16 protein-coding genes are annotated in these 18,378 nt (G+C 58.0%); 8 read left to right on the top strand and 8 right to left on the bottom strand.

What is annotated here, in order from left to right; genetic code table 11:
- Positions 1-391: 391 nt before the first annotated feature.
- Both AC5J09_RS04215 and AC5J09_RS04210 read right to left on the bottom strand, forming a co-directional pair.
- The gene (locus AC5J09_RS04215) at positions 392-760 is read right to left on the bottom strand and encodes a PRC-barrel domain-containing protein (protein ID WP_018096592.1); all 369 of its coding nucleotides are present in this window, start codon (positions 758-760) and stop codon (positions 392-394) included.
- 78 nt (positions 761-838) lie between these two features.
- Positions 839-1,948: a flavodoxin family protein gene (locus tag AC5J09_RS04210; protein WP_494296961.1), complete on the bottom strand. Its 1,110-nt coding sequence runs from the start codon at positions 1,946-1,948 to the stop codon at positions 839-841.
- Between the two features lie 253 nt (positions 1,949-2,201).
- Here AC5J09_RS04210 and AC5J09_RS04205 point away from each other — a divergent pair, with 253 nt between their 5' ends.
- The 3 genes from AC5J09_RS04205 to AC5J09_RS04195 all read left to right on the top strand — a co-directional run bounded on the left by AC5J09_RS04205 (position 2,202) and on the right by AC5J09_RS04195 (position 6,888).
- Positions 2,202-3,506 carry a PQQ-dependent sugar dehydrogenase gene (locus AC5J09_RS04205; protein WP_494296960.1) on the top strand — a complete coding sequence of 435 codons (1,305 nt, stop codon included), beginning with the start codon at positions 2,202-2,204 and terminating at the stop codon, positions 3,504-3,506.
- Positions 3,507-4,269: 763 nt separating this feature from the next.
- Positions 4,270-4,728, top strand: coding sequence for a hypothetical protein (locus AC5J09_RS04200; RefSeq protein WP_494297056.1), 459 nt, complete (start codon positions 4,270-4,272; stop codon positions 4,726-4,728).
- A gap of 51 nt (positions 4,729-4,779) precedes the next feature.
- On the top strand, positions 4,780-6,888 hold the full coding sequence (locus AC5J09_RS04195) for a mechanosensitive ion channel family protein (RefSeq protein ID WP_494296959.1): 2,109 nt from the start codon (positions 4,780-4,782) through the stop codon (positions 6,886-6,888).
- A gap of 241 nt (positions 6,889-7,129) precedes the next feature.
- On the opposite strand, the gene AC5J09_RS04190 is transcribed toward AC5J09_RS04195, so the two are convergent.
- Together AC5J09_RS04190 and AC5J09_RS04185 are read right to left on the bottom strand one after the other, a co-directional pair.
- Positions 7,130-7,771, bottom strand: a complete 642-nt coding sequence (locus tag AC5J09_RS04190; protein WP_494296958.1) for a helix-turn-helix domain-containing protein — start codon at positions 7,769-7,771, stop codon at positions 7,130-7,132.
- A 141-nt stretch (positions 7,772-7,912) separates the two neighbouring features.
- Complete coding sequence (locus tag AC5J09_RS04185; protein WP_324764903.1) at positions 7,913-8,170, bottom strand: hypothetical protein; 258 nt, start codon at positions 8,168-8,170, stop codon at positions 7,913-7,915.
- 135 nt (positions 8,171-8,305) lie between these two features.
- On the opposite strand from AC5J09_RS04185, the gene AC5J09_RS04180 reads away from it, so the two are divergent.
- Both AC5J09_RS04180 and ppk2 read left to right on the top strand, forming a co-directional pair.
- On the top strand, positions 8,306-10,108 hold the full coding sequence (locus tag AC5J09_RS04180; protein ID WP_494296957.1) for a hypothetical protein: 1,803 nt from the start codon (positions 8,306-8,308) through the stop codon (positions 10,106-10,108).
- A gap of 109 nt (positions 10,109-10,217) precedes the next feature.
- Positions 10,218-11,042 carry a polyphosphate kinase 2 gene (gene ppk2, locus AC5J09_RS04175; protein WP_324764901.1) on the top strand — a complete coding sequence of 275 codons (825 nt, stop codon included), beginning with the start codon at positions 10,218-10,220 and terminating at the stop codon, positions 11,040-11,042.
- Between the two features lie 62 nt (positions 11,043-11,104).
- Here ppk2 and AC5J09_RS04170 read toward each other — a convergent pair whose 3' ends face one another.
- Positions 11,105-12,253 (bottom strand): AI-2E family transporter, encoded by a 1,149-nt coding sequence (locus tag AC5J09_RS04170; protein ID WP_494296956.1) that lies wholly within the window; start codon positions 12,251-12,253, stop codon positions 11,105-11,107.
- A gap of 570 nt (positions 12,254-12,823) precedes the next feature.
- On the opposite strand from AC5J09_RS04170, the gene AC5J09_RS04165 reads away from it, so the two are divergent.
- The 3 genes from AC5J09_RS04165 to AC5J09_RS04155 are packed head-to-tail and all read left to right on the top strand — an operon-like array spanning position 12,824 to position 16,257.
- The gene (locus tag AC5J09_RS04165; protein ID WP_494296955.1) at positions 12,824-13,312 is read left to right on the top strand and encodes a hypothetical protein; all 489 of its coding nucleotides are present in this window, start codon (positions 12,824-12,826) and stop codon (positions 13,310-13,312) included.
- 3 nt (positions 13,313-13,315) lie between these two features.
- The gene (locus AC5J09_RS04160) at positions 13,316-14,545 is read left to right on the top strand and encodes an HlyD family secretion protein (protein WP_494296954.1); all 1,230 of its coding nucleotides are present in this window, start codon (positions 13,316-13,318) and stop codon (positions 14,543-14,545) included.
- Between the two features lie 14 nt (positions 14,546-14,559).
- Positions 14,560-16,257 (top strand): SulP family inorganic anion transporter, encoded by a 1,698-nt coding sequence (locus AC5J09_RS04155; RefSeq protein WP_494296953.1) that lies wholly within the window; start codon positions 14,560-14,562, stop codon positions 16,255-16,257.
- 52 nt (positions 16,258-16,309) lie between these two features.
- Here the strand turns inward: AC5J09_RS04155 and AC5J09_RS04150 are convergent, their stop codons facing one another.
- The 3 genes from AC5J09_RS04150 to arcC are packed head-to-tail and all read right to left on the bottom strand — an operon-like array spanning position 16,310 to position 18,378.
- Positions 16,310-16,786, bottom strand: coding sequence for a histidine kinase (locus tag AC5J09_RS04150; protein WP_494296952.1), 477 nt, complete (start codon positions 16,784-16,786; stop codon positions 16,310-16,312).
- 15 nt (positions 16,787-16,801) lie between these two features.
- Positions 16,802-17,347, bottom strand: a complete 546-nt coding sequence (locus AC5J09_RS04145) for a CYTH domain-containing protein (protein ID WP_324764895.1) — start codon at positions 17,345-17,347, stop codon at positions 16,802-16,804.
- 56 nt (positions 17,348-17,403) lie between these two features.
- On the bottom strand, positions 17,404-18,378 hold the full coding sequence (gene arcC, locus AC5J09_RS04140) for a carbamate kinase (protein ID WP_494296951.1): 975 nt from the start codon (positions 18,376-18,378) through the stop codon (positions 17,404-17,406).

Below are 18,378 nucleotides of genomic sequence, written 5' to 3'. Positions count from 1 at the left end.
AAGTAACGGATGCTTGGGAAGAGTGGTGGCGAGGGCTTGGACATGTTGCCCGGTGCAATCGTGACATGGCGCGAACACGCGAAGCATTTGAAGCTGGGTATGCGGCCGGCCGTCTCACACGTCCACGAGCCACTGATGACGCAGGCGAAACTGCGCGAGGCCCCCTCCCGGGGCGCAAAGACACGAGACCTGGAGAGCCACAAGAGCAGCGCGGGCGAGTACCTAGCAGCGCGCTTTCGGAGTAGTCCCGACTCAGGCGGATAGATCACGTCCTGTTGGCGCTTGCCGTAAAGGCGCTCCGCGATGAACACCGCTCGAAATCATAATCCGGCAGCGACGCGGCAATGGACATCACTCCGCGAGCAACGCGGAGCGCTGAGCATTTGCGAATTCATACCCAATAGGGCGGAATGCCATAATAGTCGTAGACTTTACGGCCGCTTTCGGGCCCCCAGTCATATTCCCGGTCTGCGGGATAGCGCGGGGCTCCTTCGACCTGTTCCTTTGTGATGTTCACCTGGAAACCGCCGAGATCCGTATTGTAGTCGAGCATTTCCCAAGGAAGCGGATAGTGTTCATGTCCAACCCCGAGAAAGCCGCCGAAGCTCATCACGGCATAGGCGACGCGTCCACCGCGCTTTTCCAGGATGATCCTCTCTATTGAGCCTACCTGATTGCCGTTCATGTCGTAGACAGTGGTGCCCACGACCATGTCGCTGGCGATGAGGTCATGCGATTGATGCAGATTAGGGTCGGCCATCGTTATTCCTCCTGTGGTGGCCCAACGCTCCTGGGTATGAGTTGTTCCTCAGATTGCTTCGCAAGGGCCAGAGCTTGACTATTTCTGCCGTGGGGCCGAGAGCTCGCCACCCGCCGAAACGAGCTTGCCGGCGCGCTTGAGCATCACCGCCTCCACCAATGTTCGCGCCGCATTGCGGACCTCTTCCTGCACGGCCTCGTCCGCATCGAGCTCCTGGTGACTGAGCGCGTATGGCTTCCAGTAGCCGATATAGCGATCCATCTCCGCCAAGGGCCCCGCCGGCTCGAGATGCATGTAGCACAGCCAGTCGGATAGGCTGCGTCGAACGTTCTCGGCGCCCTCCACGTCCCCGTGAACGATGACGGAGAAGAGCCGCCCGGCGAGATGCCGAGGATAGTTCCAGCCTTGGAGTTCAAGCGCCTTTGCGAGCTTCGCATCCTTGCCCTGTGTTAGGGTGGGGTCCGGATTGCCACCATCCGCGCAAACCAGCCGATCCATCATCAGCTTTACCGGCGACGAGACCTGATACCAGTTCACAGGCGTGACGATCATGATGCCGTGCGCCTCTACCCACATCGGATAGATGTCGTTCATCCAGTCGTCGACCTGGCCAAGCGAGTAGTTGGGATAGCAGGAGCACGGCCAGTGGCAGAGGGCTGGCGAGGTGGAAAAGCAGGCCTTGCACGGGTGGATCGTTCGCCCATATTCCGAAGTAAGGCGATGCAACTCGAGTATGCTGGTCTTCACCCCCGCCGTTTGATCGATCGTTGCCTGCGCGATCCGCGTCAGCCGATAGGATTTCGACATTTCGCCGGGACAAGTGTGTTCGCTGCGCGATGACCCGCTGATCAACAGGATGCGCGCAGGCTCCCGAGGGTCCGAGTGACGCTCTTGCGCAGCATGAATTGCGTCGCGCGCCGCGAGCCAATCGACGGACAGATCGTAATCGGGGTCCTTGAAGGCAGTGCCGGCCTTGCGCGTGTTGGGCGCTTTTCGCTCGTTGGAATAAGCATCCCAAGCCGCCGCAGCGATCTTATCCAGTTCCGATCGAAGACCGCTGAAAACCGGGTCTTGGAAACGGCTGAGGAAGCGGCGGCGAAATTCGTTCTCCGCCAGCCTGGGGCTTGGCGTTCCCGTTCGCGGCTCAAGCACTGCCGGGAGAGTTTGTGTCCCGGGGATCTTTGCCATCTTCCCATCCAACGTAGCTGGCAAGCTCCAGTGTAATCGACCACGACGCCGATTGTTCCGATTGGGCGAGTTTGGTCTCCCGCAGCGCACGGCCCTCCGACGCGCGCGAAAGAGACGCGAGCGGCCGCGATGGTAGCGCTGCCGGATCAGGCAATCGGCAAAAGGAGACGTTTCCCAGCCACAGAACAATGCAGTTTGAGGGTATCCACCCGCGGGCGCTTCGGCTAGCTTTCCCAAAAGGTTAGGAGGACACATGGGCCTGTCAGACGTTTTTGGTCGATTGGTCGCACTGATCGGTGCCGCCGCAATCCTTGTGCGCCGCCAGAACGGCGCTTCTCTGGAACCCGCCTATGGTAGCGCCCCGAATATCCCGGGAGCCAAACCGCAAGGCATTCCCACGCTGAAAATGCCTACGGCCAGGGGATGGACCGATGGGCAAAGGCCGACTGCGGCGGTTGGGCTGAAGGTGAACGCATTCGCGGCCGGGCTTAAACATCCCCGCTGGATTGAGGTGTTGCCGAATGGCGACGTCCTGGTTGCCGAGGCGCTCAGCGAGCCGGGGGGCATAAAATCTGCCTTCGACTACGCCATGTTCAGCACAATGAAACGCGCCGCTGCAGTGGGCGCCAGTCCGAACCGCATCTCGCTTTTGCGTGATGCGGACGGCGACGGCGTGGCCGAAATACGCACCGTATTTCTCGAGGGGCTCAATCAACCGTTCGGCATGGCGTTGCTGGGCGATACCTTATATGTCGGCAACACAGACGGGGTGGTCGCGTTCCCCTATGAAACGGGCGACACCAGCATCCGCGCGACAGGGCGAAAGCTGGCAGATTTCAAGGGAGGCGGGCACTGGACACGGAGCCTGCTTGCCAGTCGGGATGGACGAAAGCTCTTCAGCGGCGTCGGGTCGCTCAGCAACATAGGCGAGCGCGGCATGGCGGCCGAGGAAGGACGGGCGGCCATTCACGAGCTTGACCTCGAGAGTGGTGAACGCCGCATATTTGCCTCCGGTTTGCGGAACCCGGTAGGCATGGCGTGGGAGCCAACGACAGGTGCACTCTGGACGGTCGTCAATGAGCGCGACGGGCTGGGCGACGAGACGCCTCCCGACTATCTGACATCCGTTCGCGACGGTGGCTTTTATGGATGGCCCTATTGCTACTGGGGGCAGATCGTGGACCACCGGGTGCCGCAGGATTCGGCCTTGGTCGCAACCGCTTTGGCGCCGGACTATGCCTTGGGCGGACACACTGCATCACTCGGTCTCTGCTGGCTTCCCGCAGGCACTCTGCCGGGCTTTCCGAATGGAATGGTGATCGGTCAGCATGGTTCCTGGAACCGCAGCTCGCTGAGCGGCTACAAGGTTGTCTTCGTACCGTTCGTAGACGGACGCCCCGCCGGCCCCCCGCGCGACATTCTGACCGGCTTCCTTTCGCCCGACGAGCGGGCGTCCTATGGACGGCCGGTTGGAGTCAGCCTCGGCCCGGACGGCTCCTTGCTGGTGGCGGACGATGTCGGCGATGTGATCTGGCGCGTGACGGGCGAGGCGGCGTGAGCGTCCAACGGGCGCGCATTTGCGAGACGGGGCGCACCCGCTTGGGCGTGAACGGCTCCAGGTGCAGGTAATCATTACAAGTGTGGAGCGATGGACAATCCTAAACGGCAGCCGCGCCCTGTTTTTGATCGCCCAACCCACATCCCTATGCCATCGTGGCGCGTCATTTGGCCGGCGAGGAGTTGGGGATTGAGCGCCATGGCGGAATTTGGCGGCTCTTTATTGAGATACTTCATCTAATCTTCATATGCTATGTATTCTGGGCGTGATTTCCTAACATTTATTTGGATCGAACGAATCTTCCAATAAAAACACTACGTCGCGCTTTCGCTACGATTGTAAACTATACGAGATCTTGTATTTCTTCTTCCACAAGACTCCTAGGGTACGGCTGCTGTCGACCTAATGAACCTTGCGGCGCCACCATCGCCGCGCCCTCTTTTGGCATAAATCCCGATCCGTGGTGGGGCTGACACGTTCGTGGACGGGACAGTGCGCGCGTGCGGGTGTTTTCACCGGCCGCCGTGAACGGCCGGCCACGGAATTTTGCGCCCTTGATCGTTGTCAACGACGATACCACCGAACAGGAGTAAGATAGCACCAGCAAGTGCGAGAGGTTCCGCTAGGCTGAGGGAGACTCAAGCTGTCTCAACTCATCAGACTCGTTTGTCATCGAATATGGCGGCACACAGACAGGAGCGGGCCATATTCGAATCGGCGCCGTTGGCCAAACCCAACGCGAATACCTCGGAGGAGCGGGGTGATGCGACCGCTCGGGGTGATTTTGGTTGCTATGTTGCCAGCTATGTCGGCTACCGCAGAGGATGAAGCCACCCAGGACTCCATCGCATATGTACCCAGCCTCGGCGAGATCATGACCAAAATCGAGCTGAGTCGTTCCAAGCTTTGGTATTCAGTAAGGCTGCGAAACTGGACATTGGCTGTATATCAATTGGGACAAGTCAAGTCGGGTTTCAGGGACCTGGAGCTCCTTTATCCCATGCCCACCTCCGACCTTGCGGAAACTGATCGGATCACGCTTCTGCTTGAAGAAGCTGTACAAACAAAAGATGAAAAGCGATTTGATCAGTTTTTTGCCGAGATGACGGACGAATGTAACGACTGCCATAAAACAAAAGGGGTGCCCTTCCTTCACGTCGGGGAGCCGAAAGTCCCCGATCCCTATGGGGAGAGGATGCTTGAACCTACTATGACACGATGATGGATCGAGCCGCTACGGGGTCGTCAGAGGCCGCAAGCTAGGGGGCTACCGATGAGCGCAACCTTGGAGCGTGGACGTCGAGGCATTTTTATCGTCTTAGCCCTGCTGTTCTTCCAACCGGGTTTTGGCCATCCGAGTCTCGTGGCGGCGCAAGAGCCGGCCACTACAGCTTCCCCGGCAAAGGTACAGCAGCTATTTCAGTTGCTTGACGATCCGGAAGTACGCGAATGGCTCTCGACGAAGCAGGCAGTTGCGCCGTCGACTGCGGTGCCAGCGGCGAGCCTTGCCTCGCGATGGATTGGAGAGATCCGGCGGCACCTTGGCGGCTTGCGGGATGCCGCGCCACGAATGGTCCCGGAATGGCAGGCGGCAATGGCCCGCATAGCGAGCGACATGCCTAATCAGGGAGCGATGCCGATCCTCAGGGGACTAGTGCTTATTCTCCTTATCGGTTACAGCGCGGAATTTCTCCTGCGTTACTTCCTGCGCCGCAGTGCAAAAGGACATTCGAGGCAATTCGGTCACAGCCTTGCCGCCTTAACGCGTATCTTGCCCATAATGGCTTTCGCCATTGCGAGTGTCTCGGCTTTCGCGCTTTCCGATTGGCCGGCGCAGTTGGAGGCGGCGGTCGCGCCACTGCTCATCGCGTGGATCGTCGCCCGCCTGCTGATTTCAATCGTCTGGGCGGCATCGAGGCCTGCATTTAAAGGCGCGACCGAAGAGGCACAGGAGGGAAATGGGGCCATCCCCCCGCGCGTGGCTCACTTCTGGTATAGGCGGTCCGTTCTGTTCATATCAGCACTGGCTTTCCTGTGGGCGGTCCGGGATCTTATGCGGGCGCTCTCGTTTCCAAATGACGTCAATGATCTCGTTACAGCCGCTCTCGGCTTCGTGGTCCTGGGGATGGCAACTGAAGCCACGTTGTCCCGCCCCATGGCGGCGAGGGCCGCGCGGCGAACGATGCACAACGCGACTATCATCGCTTTCCTTGTTCTGCTGTGGCTACTCTGGGTCGCCGGCATGAAGGTGCTCTTCTGGATTGGCGTTTATATTCTCGCCCTGCCGCCGCTGTTGCGTTTCACCAGCGCGCTGACCAAGGCGATGCTCGTCGTTTCGGCTGCCAACGACGTTCCGGTGATGCGCAACGTCCTGATCGAGCGTGGTGCAAGGTTCATGATCATCGCGCTCGCTGCCGCCTGGCTTGCCGTCGTCTTCCGGTTCAACGGGACAGCGATGATGCAGGACGACGAATTCAATCGCATTTTCCGTGGCGTACTCGCCGGCGTCGTGATTTTGCTTGCCGCGGATCTGATCTGGCAACTGGTGAAGGAATACATCAGCCTTCGCATCAAGAGGGCCAGTATAGAGGGCGCGGATCCAGCCCAGCTTGCTCGCAGCATGCGGCTGCGCACGCTGCTGCCGATCCTGCGCAATTTCCTCGCAGCCTTTATCGCCCTCACCGCCGGCATGATGGTCCTCTCCGGCCTTGGCGTCGCAGTCGGTCCGTTGATCGCCGGCGCTGGGGTCTTCGGCGTCGCCATCGGCTTCGGCTCACAGAGCTTGGTCAAGGATGTTATCAGCGGCATCTTCTACATGATGGACGATGCGTTTCGGGTCGGCGAATATATCCAGAGCGGCAGCTACATGGGAACGGTAGAGTCCTTCAGCATACGCTCAGTCAAGCTGCGCCATCACCGGGGACCGGTGTTCACCGTGCCTTTCGGAACGCTTGGCGCCGTGCAGAACATGAGCCGCGACTGGGTCATCGACAAGTTCCTGATCAATGTTTCCTATGACTCCGACGTCGCCAAGGTGAAGAAGGTGGTGAAGGGCATCGGGACCGCGTTGCTCGAAGACCCGGAGCTCGCGCCGATGATCATCGAAACGGTGAAGATGAAGGGCGTGGAGCAGTTCGGCGATTACGGCATAACGCTAAGCTTCGCCCTGACCACCAAGCCAGGATCTCAAGCCCAGGTCAGACGCCGCGCTCAAGCCTTAATCAAAGAGGCATTCGATGCCAATGGCATCCACTTCGCCTCGCCGACGGTCCAGGTCGCCGGCGACGACCCGCAATCGGCGGCGGCGGCAGCTGCCGCGACACGCGACGCGATCACCAAGAAGCATTTGGCAGCGCTGGCGGCAGAAGCGCCGGCGAAATAGCTCGCAACTCGACCGATAGCTGAATCCGTGCGAACTCTGCCGACACGTGGTCACTCCTCGGTTCGGTAGCCGCTTTGGCCGCACCCGGCGCGTGAAGGCGCGAATTGTTGGGGAAGGGTTTAGCGGACCGCAAATCAAGATCGAGCACGTCGAAGTTACCCGACCAGAAAATCGAACTGCGCGTCGGAACCACGCAGGAAGGCGAATAGGGGTGGGATGAGTCCACCTCGAACTACTCATGCTACATGCACAAAGTCTCCAGCATCTCCTGATTAAGGATCTCGATGCCGCGAGTTCCGTTCAGTTTGATGACGCCTCTGCTTTTTAGTTTGGTAAGTGAGCGTGAGACGGTTTCGATGGTCAATCCGAGATAATCAGCAATGTCGACGCGTGGCATGAAGAGATCAAATTTGCAGAGCGCTCCTGAGCGATCCGACATTTCGAGCAGGAAGGCTGCCACACGCTCGATCGCGCTGTGACGACCAATCACCAATTGATGCTCTTGCGCCGACGAAAAGCTGTCGAGAATAACGGGAAGCAGACCCTGCCACATGCCTGGCGTTTCCTGAATGCTAATGCATTTTATTCCGGTAGCGCCTACCGCTTCCGCGGAGGAGCGCCGCAGATCTTCGGCTTGCAGGCCGAACCAGTTACCGCCGAAATGAAACGCAAGAATTTGCCGACGGCCATTGGCCAGTATGCGACAAATGCGAACTGCGCCATATTCCACGCGATAGATTTGGCCGGCCCTCTCCCCATCCATGTAAATCCTCTCTCCGTCGGCAAAGTTGCTCAGCGGCCTCGATTCCACATCTTCCTGGTTAGTCCTGGCAGCGGGCATGATTGTGCCGGCTTGCAACGCGTTTGCTACATAAGCGTCCATGGTCCAACTCTCCATACTTCGGGGTCGCTGTGCTCAATCGCTTGGGCTTGCGAGGTTCTGCGCAGTTGTTTTCCTCCGAGCGCCGCGCGGCAGTCGCCGGAGGTTTTGTCATGCATAGCGTTGCGTGCTTGCGCGATTGGCTTATCCAAGCGTCTGCTCGATCTCTGCGACGAGGCTCTCGACGAGGCCGCTAAATTCGGCTCGGCGCTCTTCCCTCACCTGAACTGGCAGTTGATCGGCGGCAGCAAGTGCGTTTTCAGCGACCGCAAGATCTTCGCACATTCCCCTGAAGCTCTCGTCCCGGATCGACAGCTCCTTGATTTGTAAAGACCGCGCCGGAAACCGTCTCAAGACCGCAGTCAGACCATGTTCACGTCCGCCTAGTTCATGACTGTTCATTTCGATCCCCTCTCCAGGGCCGAGAACGAAATATACTTTCAGTGCATCCTACATTGCCGCCCACTCGCCCCGGGAGTAAGATACGGAAAGCTACAGAACTTCATGTCGTACAGCGTATGTTAAACCGGGGGCGGCATGACAGCGAATGGTTTGGAAAAGGTCAGGCATGAGTCTACGGCCCTGCCCTCGAACGCAGAAATCACCGCACAACTCAATCGGATCCGGTCAAGCGCTGATTTCGACGTCCCGGAACGCGCGCGCAAGTTTCTGAGCTACGTGATCGAGGAAGCGATCGCCGGACGGGCTGATCGCATCAAGGCCTATTCGATCGCTACCGTGGTCTTCGGCAGGGACCCTTCGTTCGATGCTCAGAACGATCCTGTGGTGCGGATCGAAGCCGGTCGTCTCCGGCGTGCTCTTGAACGCTATTATCTAGTGGCGGGTCGCCAGGATCCGATCGTTATAACAATACCCAAGGGTGGTTATGTTCCGATTTTTCACACGCGGAGCGGCACTGCGACCAAATTCAAGTCTCGAAGCTCCGGACGAGGAGTGTCGAGCGTCTTTAACCGATACAAATTTCTTTGGAGCGGGTTCGGAATACTGCCGACTATCGCAATTCTTGCGACACTGGGCGCGAGCGGTTTTCTCGCGGTCAAAACCGCGCTGGAGAAAAGCGCCACCAACACGCGGGAGACTCTGCCAAAGCTTCCAAGGTTGGTCGTGATGCCCTTTGAAGATCTTTCAAGTTCCCCTCAATCGGAAATGATTACAAGAGGCCTGACGGACGAAGTCATCAGCAATCTCTCCAAGTTTAAGGAGATAACCGTTGCCACGAACGAGGGAATAGACGGGCTCCAAAGTCCGGATCCAGCCCAAGGGAGCCCGCCCGTTTACGCCCTGGAAGGCCGTGTCCGAATTGACGGAAGTAAACTGAGGCTCGGAATACGCCTCGTTCAGCATCCAGAAGGATCAGTGGTATGGGCTAACAATTATGACGAAGATCTCCGACCTCATAAAGTGCTTGAACTTCAGGCACGCGCTGCGACGGCTATAGCCAGTGCGATCGCACAGCCGTACGGAGTCATGTTTCAGGCAAATGCCACGCATCTGACGCACGCTGTTCCGGATGATTGGCAAGCCTATGCTTGTACACTTTCTTACTACGGCTATCGCGCTAATCTCGACCCTCAGGCACATACATCCGTTCGAGAGTGCCTCACAGACGCGACGAGGCGCTTCCCCGGCTATGCAACCGCCTGGGCGCTGCTTTCGCTCACCTATGTTGACGAACTCCGCTTTCGCAACCGCCTGGGCGGTTCGTCAACCGTTGCTCTTGACCGGGCGATCGAAACGGCGGCACGCGCTGTGGAACTGGACCCGCAGAACGTCCGTGCTCTCCAAGCAAGAATGGTCGCGCTTTTCTTCCGCGGCCAAGTCGACGCAGCCCTGGCGGTCGGCGCGCGCGCCTTTGCGATCAACCCAAGTGACACGGAACTTGCCGGCGAATATGGGTTCCGTCTCGCGCTATCTGGTCAATGGGGCAGGGGTTGCGAACTCGTGTCCAAGACAGTTGACCGGAATCCTGGTCCCGTGGGGTATTTTCAGGCGGCGCTGGCAGTCTGCTGTTATATTCGCCGGGACTACGTCGCGGCGGAAAAGTGGGCTCGCTTATCCGACCTTCGTGCCAACCCAATTTTCCACGTCATATTGCTTGCCACGCTCGGTAAGCTCGGCAAGACCGACGAAGCTCGCATCGAGCGGCGATGGCTTGAGACGAATGCGCCCGGCGTCCTGAAGAATATCGGGCGCGAAGTTGCGATGCGCATCCACCGGACTGAGGATCAGCTTCATTTTCTTGAGGGATTGCGGCAAGCGGGCGTTTCCATTTCGCAGGACACGAGCCCACAGGGACCCGGGCTGCGGCCACTCCGATAGACGCTACACGATACTACAAGCACTCTTGCCTTCTCCGCATTAATTTACTCCCAAATGAACCTGGGCAGGACCGGCCGGCGGCCGATGTGGAACCACGGAGGGTGGCGGAATGGACGCGGAGCACGACAGATCTTTGCAGGTGCGGGAGCGCGGCAATGAAGAGACCGGATCGCACAAATATGAAGAGGAAATGGCAAGGCTTCAGATTGAGCTGTCCCATCTCCAGGCCTGGGTGAAGACATCCGGCGCCCGCATTGTGATTATTTTCGAAGGACGTGACGCGGCCGGAAAAGGAGGCCTTATCAAAAGGCTTACCGAGCGCGTCAGCCCACGCGTGTTTCGCGTCGTTGCCTTGCCGGCGCCGACAGACCGGGAGAAGACGCAAATGTACATGCAACGATATGTGGCGCATCTTCCCGCCGGGGGAGAGATCGTCATATTCGACCGCAGCTGGTACAATCGTCCGGGCGTCGAGAGAGTGATGGGTTTTTGTTCCGTCAAGCAGGCGCGGCGCTTTCTCGAACTGGTGCCCCGTTTTGAGGCGGCGATCGTCGAAAGCGGCGTGATGCTGCTAAAGTACTTCCTAACGGTGAGCGAAGAGGAACAGGAGCGTCGGTTTCGACGCCGGATTCGCGATCCACGGCGGCAATGGAAACTCAGCCCCATGGATCTCGAGTCTTATCGCCGTTGGTGGGATTACAGCCGCGCCTACGATGAGATGATCCGGATGAGCGATAGTCCGCAGGCGCCATGGTGGATCGTCCCCTCGGACAGTAAAAAGCGCGCGCGGGTCAATTGCATCAGCCACATTCTCAAGTCTATCCCGTACGAGAGGATCAAGTACGACAAACCGGAACTCGGCAAGCGTCAAAAGCGGCCGGACGATTTCGTCGACGACAACACAGCACGCAACATAGTCCCGAACGTTTACTAATAAAGAAGGTGCTCGGTTCGTCGGACGCCCCTTCCCTTCAATCGTTGCTGCGGTTCAATTGTTCAATTCTGTTCCGATATTCCCTCTGAAGCTGCCGCCAGGGGCGGCGTGTTAGGTGCCGCTGCTCCACCTCTCATCCAAACCATCACCAAGTCGTGGAAAACACTGAGGACAATGGGTCCGAGGAACAAGCCGATCAAACCATAGGACAGAGTACCTCCAAGCACACCGAGAAGAATTACGAGAGTCGGAGTCGAAAGTCCGCGAGCCACCAACACCGGCTTCATCACGTTGTCGATGAGGATCAGAGGGATCAACAAGAGCGTGAGTAGTGCTGCAGCGGCCGGATTCAACTCTGTCCAGGCCCAAATCATGACAGGCAACAAAGCAAGCGCTGGCCCGATTTGAACAATGCATAGGATAAGCACGACAAACGCCACCATCCCAGGCGCTGGTGCGCTAAACAGGCTTAAGATCAGTGCGCAAAGAAACGCCTGCAACAGCGCGACACCGATTACTCCACGCGCCACATTACGGATAGTGGCCGCCGCGAGCTGCACAAAACCCACGCCCCTATTCCCACCCATTCTGCGAGCGAAGCCTTGCACGTTTTCGGCAAAGCGCGCACCGGACCCGAAAAGAAAGCCTGCCACGAGCACGGACGCCACGAAGCTCAACAGGCCAACGCCGACGCTGGCAACTTTGCTTAGGACGACGCTCCCAACATGCAGCAACGATGGTTCAAAGCGCTTCACTGCCGATTCAAGATTGACAGAGGCAAGAGTCCAGGCCTCAAAAACGCGCTCACCGACGAGTGGCCAGTTTTTGACATTTTCCGTGGGCAGTGGCACCAGGGAGGAACCCTCGCTCAATCTGGTGAAAAGCGTCTGCGCACCTTCAGCGAAGTTAAAAGCAATAGCTGCAAGCGGGCCTACGATGATCACGAGACTGACAAATGTGATCAAGGCCGCGGCCAATCGAACGCGTTGGCCAAGCAAGACGCTAAGCTCCTGATATAGCGGATAGAGAGCAACAGTCAAAATTATCGCCCAGATAATAATGATGGCGAACGGAGCGACAAGGGTAAGCGACCAATAGGCGAAAAGCACGACCACCCCGATTCGGGCGATATCGGTAATCCTCGCTTCTATTGATGGCTCGTCAGGTCGGCCGGTACTCACGGCGTCCTTGTCAGGCTGATCCTCAGCCATTCTGTTGCCTCTTCCACCCAGCTGTGCGCTCTCTCTTCGCCGCTCCCCTAAGTTGCGTCGTCACGCAGCGCATTTTTGCAAGCGGCACTCGTATCGTTTTCGCACGGCCGCTGAGGTCTGCTGCAACTCATTTCGCGATATTGCGTGAAGAACGCTTGGAGAACGATGCTTCGATCGTAGCGCTTCCTCTGATGAAGCCACAGTAAAATACCGTAGGATACGCATTCAGCATTCGGGGGATTCGATTCTTGCATTTCAAAGACAATTCCGTCTCCTCCGCGGGTAAGGAAAAATGCCGCGCGTTCTGACACTCAGGGCAGATCTTCGATTTCTGACGTTATGAGCTCGGAAGTGCTCAGCGATTGACTCGAGTCATTGCCAGTCACCCCTTTTCGCGTATCATCGTGGCGATACGAAAGCGTTTGACCGGCCCTTTGCTTATTGAGTTGACATTATTCTGCGGCAGGAGTGTCCTCGCCTGCTGCATGTTTTTCGGCAACATGCAGCGATTGAAGCATTACGGTAATACGTGTACGTCTGAAAAGACGTCGTCTCCGGAGGAGAGCGCAAATGGCAGAGTCCGTGCACCCAGCGGCAGTTAATCATTTGCCTGCGTTCATCACCGCACCCGGGGAGACGGATATTTTATTCAATATAATGACCGTCTTCGTCCTGCTTCTGATACTCCTCATCGGCGTATTATACTTACGCCTTCACGCGCTTCCCGAACACATGGCTCACGGGGCGAGCAAGGGCCAACTACAGCTGGTCGCGGTACTCGCCTTGATTGCACTGTTTACGCATAACCACCTCTTCTGGATCGCTGCCCTGCTACTGGCAATGATCGAGTTTCCTGATTTCTCCAGTCCGATGGCTTCGATTGCCGACTCGCTCCGATCGATTGCTGCTCGGGACGCCTCCTCCTCTTCAGCCGAGGCCCACCCAACCGGCCTCGAACCAGTGGTCAAGCCGCGCCCCGTGCCGACAGAACCTCCGTGGGTACCGGTAGAAAATGAAGTTTCGGCTAGTGACAACAATCTTTCGGAGCGGAGGGGATAAGCCATGCTTGAGTTCATGATCTGCTCCATGCTCACGATCTTTCCGGACTTTCTTTTCCGCCGCTATGCCCAGGGCAAGAGGCTCGGCCGCGAGATCAATCTCTATTCCATGTGGTTTGAGCTGCGCTGGGGTATTACGGCCTGTGTGATCCTTACACTTTCCCTCATTACCCTCATCTTCTACTATCATCCTTCCACCAAAAACGTCACAGCGGTGTTCCGCACCGTTACCATATTGCCCGAGGCAAATGGCCGCGTTGCGGAAGTTTTCGTTGGCACAAATGAGAAGGTTGCCGCTGGTGCCCCCCTATTTCGCCTCGACAGCACGGGACAGGAGGCGGCGCTGGAAACCGCTCGCCGGCGCGTTTCCGAACTGGATGCCGAATCGGCGGTGGCAAAAACGGAGCTGGTGGCGGCAGACGGTTTGATCGCCCAGGCAGAAGGCGCCTACCAGCAGGCCGTGGACGAATACCAGACACAGGTTGAGCTCAATCGGCGCAATCCGAACGTGGTCGCAAAGCGCGAAATCGAGAGACGCCAAGTGGCGGTAAACAGCCGAGAAGGCGCGCTCGCCGCCGCCGTTTCCAACAAGCAGACTTTGCAAACGAAAATCGCCTCGCTCCTGCCGGCACAGAAGGCAAGCGCCGAAGCTGCACTTGCCCAGGCGCAGGTGGAATTGGACAAGACTGTCGTGCGCGCTGGAACCGCCGGAATGGTTCAACAGTTCGCGCTGAGACCTGGCGATATCGTCAATCCGATGATCCGCTCGGCCGGGATCCTGATTCCCGAGGATCGCCGCGTAGGGTTGATAGCAGGGTTCGGACAGATCGAGGCTCAGGTCCTGAAACCGGGGATGATTGCCGAAGTCACGTGTATCGGGAAGCCCTTTACCATCATTCCAATGGTCGTGACCGAGGTCCAGGACGTTATTGCCGCTGGCCAGGTCCGGCCCGCGGATCAGCTCGTAGACGTGCAGCAGATGGCCAGGCCCGGAACGCTGACCAGCTTCCTGGAACCACTCTATGAAGACCAGTTCACCGGCATTCCGCCAGGAAGTAACTGCATCGCCAATGCCTACACGAGCAATCATGACGAACTGACCCACGGAAACGTAAGCACGCCGCGCTGGCTCTTCCTTCATATGGTGGATGCGCTTGGACTGGTGCATGCCATGATCCTGCGGCTGCAGGCGCTGCTGCTGCCCGTCCAAACGCTCGTTCTGACGGGACACTGATCAGGAAGCCCAGCATGCCGTTGGCCCTCCCCCGTTTACCCCTCCTTGCAGGTCTGGACGGCTACCGCCCGGCATGGCTGCGCAGTGACGTCTCCGCCGGGCTCGCAATCGCTGCTGTGGGACTGCCCAGCGCCATCGCCTATCCGGCCATTGCTGGCCTTCCGCCCGAAACTGGACTTTACGCAAGCATCGCCCCGTTGGTGGCCTACGCGTTTTTTGGGCCTTCGCGTCAGCTCATCGTCGGTCCGGATGCAGCCACCATGACCGTGCTGGCAGCGGTCTTGACGACGATCTTTGCGGCACCCGGTGTCACGGCTGATCGCGTTGCGGTGGCGGCGCTATTGGCGCTCGTCGTCGGAACGCTCTGCCTGATTGCCCGCGCAATCCGACTGGGCGTCCTCGCGACCTTTCTCTCACGTCCCATTCTGACGGGCTTTTTCGCCGGCATTTCTCTGTCGATTCTGATCGGTCAGATTGGTCGCTTTACCGGTATCGAGGTCGCGTCCGAAGGCCTGATCGGCCCCGTTCTTGAGCTTGTGCAAAAGATCGGATCGGTTCATCTGCCCTCACTCTTTCTGGCACTGGCCTCGTTCGCACTGCTGCAGGCCTCCCGTACCATGCATTCGCCTATCCCAGGGCCGATTCTCGTCGTTGTCCTGGCAGTCCTGCTTTCCGCAATGTTCGATTTCGAAACGCACGGAATAGCAATCGTCGGCGATATCCCTGGTGGACTTCCCCCATTGGCAATGCCCAGCATCGGCAATATTCACCTTCAGCCATTACTGCTGGGCGGTGCAGCCATTTTTCTCGTCAGTTTCGGCTCAGGCATCATTGCTGCCCGCAGCTTCGGCGCCAAAGCCGGACACCACGTCGATCCAAATCGCGAACTTACCGGATTCGGTGCTGCCAACATCGCTGCCGGCCTCTTCGGCGCCTTTCCGGTAACAGCCTCTGATTCCCGAACTGCAGTAAATCTCCTTGTGGGAGGCCGATCGCAGATAGCGAGCCTTGTCGCGGCAGCGGCACTTATGTCGACAGTCCTTTTCTTCGGAGACATTCTGCGGATTCTGCCCATCCCCGCACTGGGTGCGATCCTGGCAGCGACCGCACTGAGCCTTATCGATATCGCCGCCTTTAAGCAGATTTGGCGCGTCAGCCGGATGGAGTTCATATTTGCACTGATAGCCATGTGGGGGCCGATCGGGTTGGGTGTTCTGAATGGCGTGATCATAGCGATTGCGGCAACCCTCGTTTACATTCTTCAAAAGAGCATGTTCCCCCACGACGCCCTTCTCGGCCGGATTCCGGGGCGCGACGGTTTCTACAAGCTCCATCGCACTCCGGCAGCGCGTCCGGTGTTCGGCCTCACTATTTGCATGATCCAGGGCAGTCTACTCTTCTACAATACCGACCATGTTCAGGAACGCCTTCGCGTGATCGCCGACGAGCTGCCCGCGGACACTCGCTGGCTGATCATCGACGCGAGTGCCATGCCGCAAATCGACAGCACGGCGACCATCATGCTGGAGGAAGTTCATGCGGATCTGAAGAATCGAGGGATTGCACTTGGGCTTGCTGAACTGCACACCGACGCCCGTGCCATGCTCTCGCGTGCTGGCGTAATCGACAGAATCGGTTCCGAGATGATCTTTGAAGGTATCGAAGATGCTCTCCGCGCGTTCAACGGTGACGCCTTGAGCGTGACGGCCTAGAGGCCCGATCCAAAATTACTGTTGGCTGGAGGCTGGACCAGAGTTGCAGATTTCATCCAGAGACGTCGTCAGGAGCCCAGTTCAGAAAGAAGCCGATGTCGCCCGGCATACCGCCTGGAAAATTGATAATCATGGCTTTGAGCTTGAAGCCCTGGGGCTTGCCAAATTTTTGATATCGCTCAAAGAACTCCTTCGCCTTACCCTGGAGAGTCTGTGGCCAGTCCCGGTCAGCACTGTTTATCGCACGCCCGCTGTCGGTGCAAAGATCCGAGGGGAAGCTGTAAACCATCGCCTCGAACTTTCCGTCTCGAACAGCGTTTGCTACCAGGCGGCGCACCACGGCAACCTCCTCTGGCGTCACGTGCTCTTCAAGGAATTTTTCGGCGAACTCAGTTAACTTCTGCTCCTGCAGCGTTTTGAACTTCCGCTCCTTCTCCACTTCCTCCATCTCTCGCTGAAGAAGCTGCATGCGCAGGTCCTTGGCGCTCGGAGGTGTCGCATTCGGGTCGATGTCTCGTTTTTCAGCCATGTCCTTGCTCCACTTTCAGTCAAAAGGACGGAAAATCACGTCTCGCCGCATAGTTGTCAGCAGGCGTTCACCACTGCGGCCGACATCGGGAAAATCGGTATGCGCAGCAGCACCCTTCTTCGCAAGTACCCGATTTGAATATTTGGGGTTTCCAGTGATCTCGGGGCCAAGCCACGGCGGCAGAGGTGGCTCATCTGTCGAAGCTGAGAGCTCAACCTCTGCAATGATCAAGCCTTCTTGCATAGCGTGATAGACGTCTATCTCCCACCGAAAGCCTCGATACTCGACCTCATGACGCGTCTTATCTATTGTACAGAGGGCGTGATCAAGCATTCTTGTCGCGTCATCGTACGGGATCACGTACTCATATTCCTCGCGTCGACCGGATCTGGTGCGGATTTTTACCGTCAGGACCGCTCCGGCACCATCAATTGTTCTGACGCGCACAACGCGTTTTTTTGTCATAACGATGTAGCCCTGGCGAAGCTCCGACGAGGCCGAAGCCTGCGCACGCCAGCCCTCGTCGAGGATCCGAAACTTCCTTTCGATTTCCACCTTCATCCGTCACCTCTTGAAGGCAATCGCTCTTCCCACACCTCGACTATGCGCAAACAATCCTAGACTGGACCGGAGACTGGACCAGGAACCGGAACCTCGACATGCCACGTGATGTCAGGGAATGATGAGTTTATGATGGTGCCTCGCTCTGCACGCACCATTGCCGGGATGTCGGCCAACGCACCTATCGCTGCAGCATGCCCGGTTGCATTGACAAAATGACAGGCGGCCTCGACCTTGGGTCCCATGGACCCGGCGGGGAACGAGAACTCGCTTATCCGGCGGGGATTCGTCTTGAAGATTGCCTTCTGTTCCGGGGTTCCCCAGCCGGTAAAAACAGCGTCCGCGTCGGTCGCCATTATGAGCAGATCTGCTCCAATGTCCCGGGCAAGAAGGGCTGAACAGAGATCCTTGTCGATGACCGCTTCCACGCCAATCAATGTCCGTTCCTTGCCCCGCTCATACATCGTCGGAATACCGCCGCCGCCGGCGCAGATGACAACCGCTCCTTTGTCGAGAAGCCACCGGATAGGTCGAAGTTCAAAGATCCGTCTGGGAATCGGCGACGCTACGACGCGGCGCCATTTATTCCCGTCCTGCTTGAATGCCCACCCTTTCTGCTGATGAAGCTCGCCAGCTTCGCTTGCCTCGTAGACCGGGCCGACAAATTTGGTGGGGTTCTGGAATCCGGGATCGTTACCATCGACCTCAACCATTGTGAGGATTGTTGCCAGCGGCACCTCGAAAGGGAGCACGTTTCCAAGTTCCTGCTCCAGCATATAGCCGATCATGCCTTCCGTCTCAGCTCCAAGTATATCAAGCGGATAGGCCTCCTCGGGCTTGTATGCGGCTCCCTGCAGGGCCAGCAGGCCGACCTGCGGTCCATTTCCATGAGTAACCACGATCTGGTGTTCGGCGGCCAGCGGCGCGATGGCCTCGGCCGCAATCTTGATGTTGTGACGTTGTGTTTCGGCGGTCATGGGCTCCCCTCGTTTTAGGAGCGCATTCCCGCCTAAGGCGATCACGACGCGCAT

It is taken from the genome of Sinorhizobium sp. (genome assembly GCF_059070375.1).
This window is presented reverse-complemented; position numbering and strand designations above follow the sequence as displayed.

Excerpts from the sequence above, each read along its gene's own strand:
- ppk2 (WP_324764901.1), top strand. The coding sequence starts at position 10,218 with ATGGACGCGGAGCACGACAGATCTTTGCAGGTGCGGGAGCGCGGCAAT.
- AC5J09_RS04185 (WP_324764903.1), bottom strand. The coding sequence starts at position 8,170 with ATGAACAGTCATGAACTAGGCGGACGTGAACATGGTCTGACTGCGGTC.
- AC5J09_RS04145 (WP_324764895.1), bottom strand. The coding sequence starts at position 17,347 with ATGAAGGTGGAAATCGAAAGGAAGTTTCGGATCCTCGACGAGGGCTGG.
- AC5J09_RS04205 (WP_494296960.1), top strand. The coding sequence starts at position 2,202 with ATGGGCCTGTCAGACGTTTTTGGTCGATTGGTCGCACTGATCGGTGCC.
- arcC (WP_494296951.1), bottom strand. The coding sequence starts at position 18,378 with ATGCGCGTCGTGATCGCCTTAGGCGGGAATGCGCTCCTAAAACGAGGG.
- AC5J09_RS04160 (WP_494296954.1), top strand. The coding sequence starts at position 13,316 with ATGCTTGAGTTCATGATCTGCTCCATGCTCACGATCTTTCCGGACTTT.
- AC5J09_RS04155 (WP_494296953.1), top strand. The coding sequence starts at position 14,560 with ATGCCGTTGGCCCTCCCCCGTTTACCCCTCCTTGCAGGTCTGGACGGC.
- AC5J09_RS04215 (WP_018096592.1), bottom strand. The coding sequence starts at position 760 with ATGGCCGACCCTAATCTGCATCAATCGCATGACCTCATCGCCAGCGAC.
- AC5J09_RS04170 (WP_494296956.1), bottom strand. The coding sequence starts at position 12,253 with ATGGCTGAGGATCAGCCTGACAAGGACGCCGTGAGTACCGGCCGACCT.
- AC5J09_RS04195 (WP_494296959.1), top strand. The coding sequence starts at position 4,780 with ATGAGCGCAACCTTGGAGCGTGGACGTCGAGGCATTTTTATCGTCTTA.
- AC5J09_RS04165 (WP_494296955.1), top strand. The coding sequence starts at position 12,824 with ATGGCAGAGTCCGTGCACCCAGCGGCAGTTAATCATTTGCCTGCGTTC.
- AC5J09_RS04210 (WP_494296961.1), bottom strand. The coding sequence starts at position 1,948 with ATGGCAAAGATCCCCGGGACACAAACTCTCCCGGCAGTGCTTGAGCCG.
- AC5J09_RS04200 (WP_494297056.1), top strand. The coding sequence starts at position 4,270 with ATGCGACCGCTCGGGGTGATTTTGGTTGCTATGTTGCCAGCTATGTCG.
- AC5J09_RS04190 (WP_494296958.1), bottom strand. The coding sequence starts at position 7,771 with ATGGACGCTTATGTAGCAAACGCGTTGCAAGCCGGCACAATCATGCCC.
- AC5J09_RS04150 (WP_494296952.1), bottom strand. The coding sequence starts at position 16,786 with ATGGCTGAAAAACGAGACATCGACCCGAATGCGACACCTCCGAGCGCC.
- AC5J09_RS04180 (WP_494296957.1), top strand. The coding sequence starts at position 8,306 with ATGACAGCGAATGGTTTGGAAAAGGTCAGGCATGAGTCTACGGCCCTG.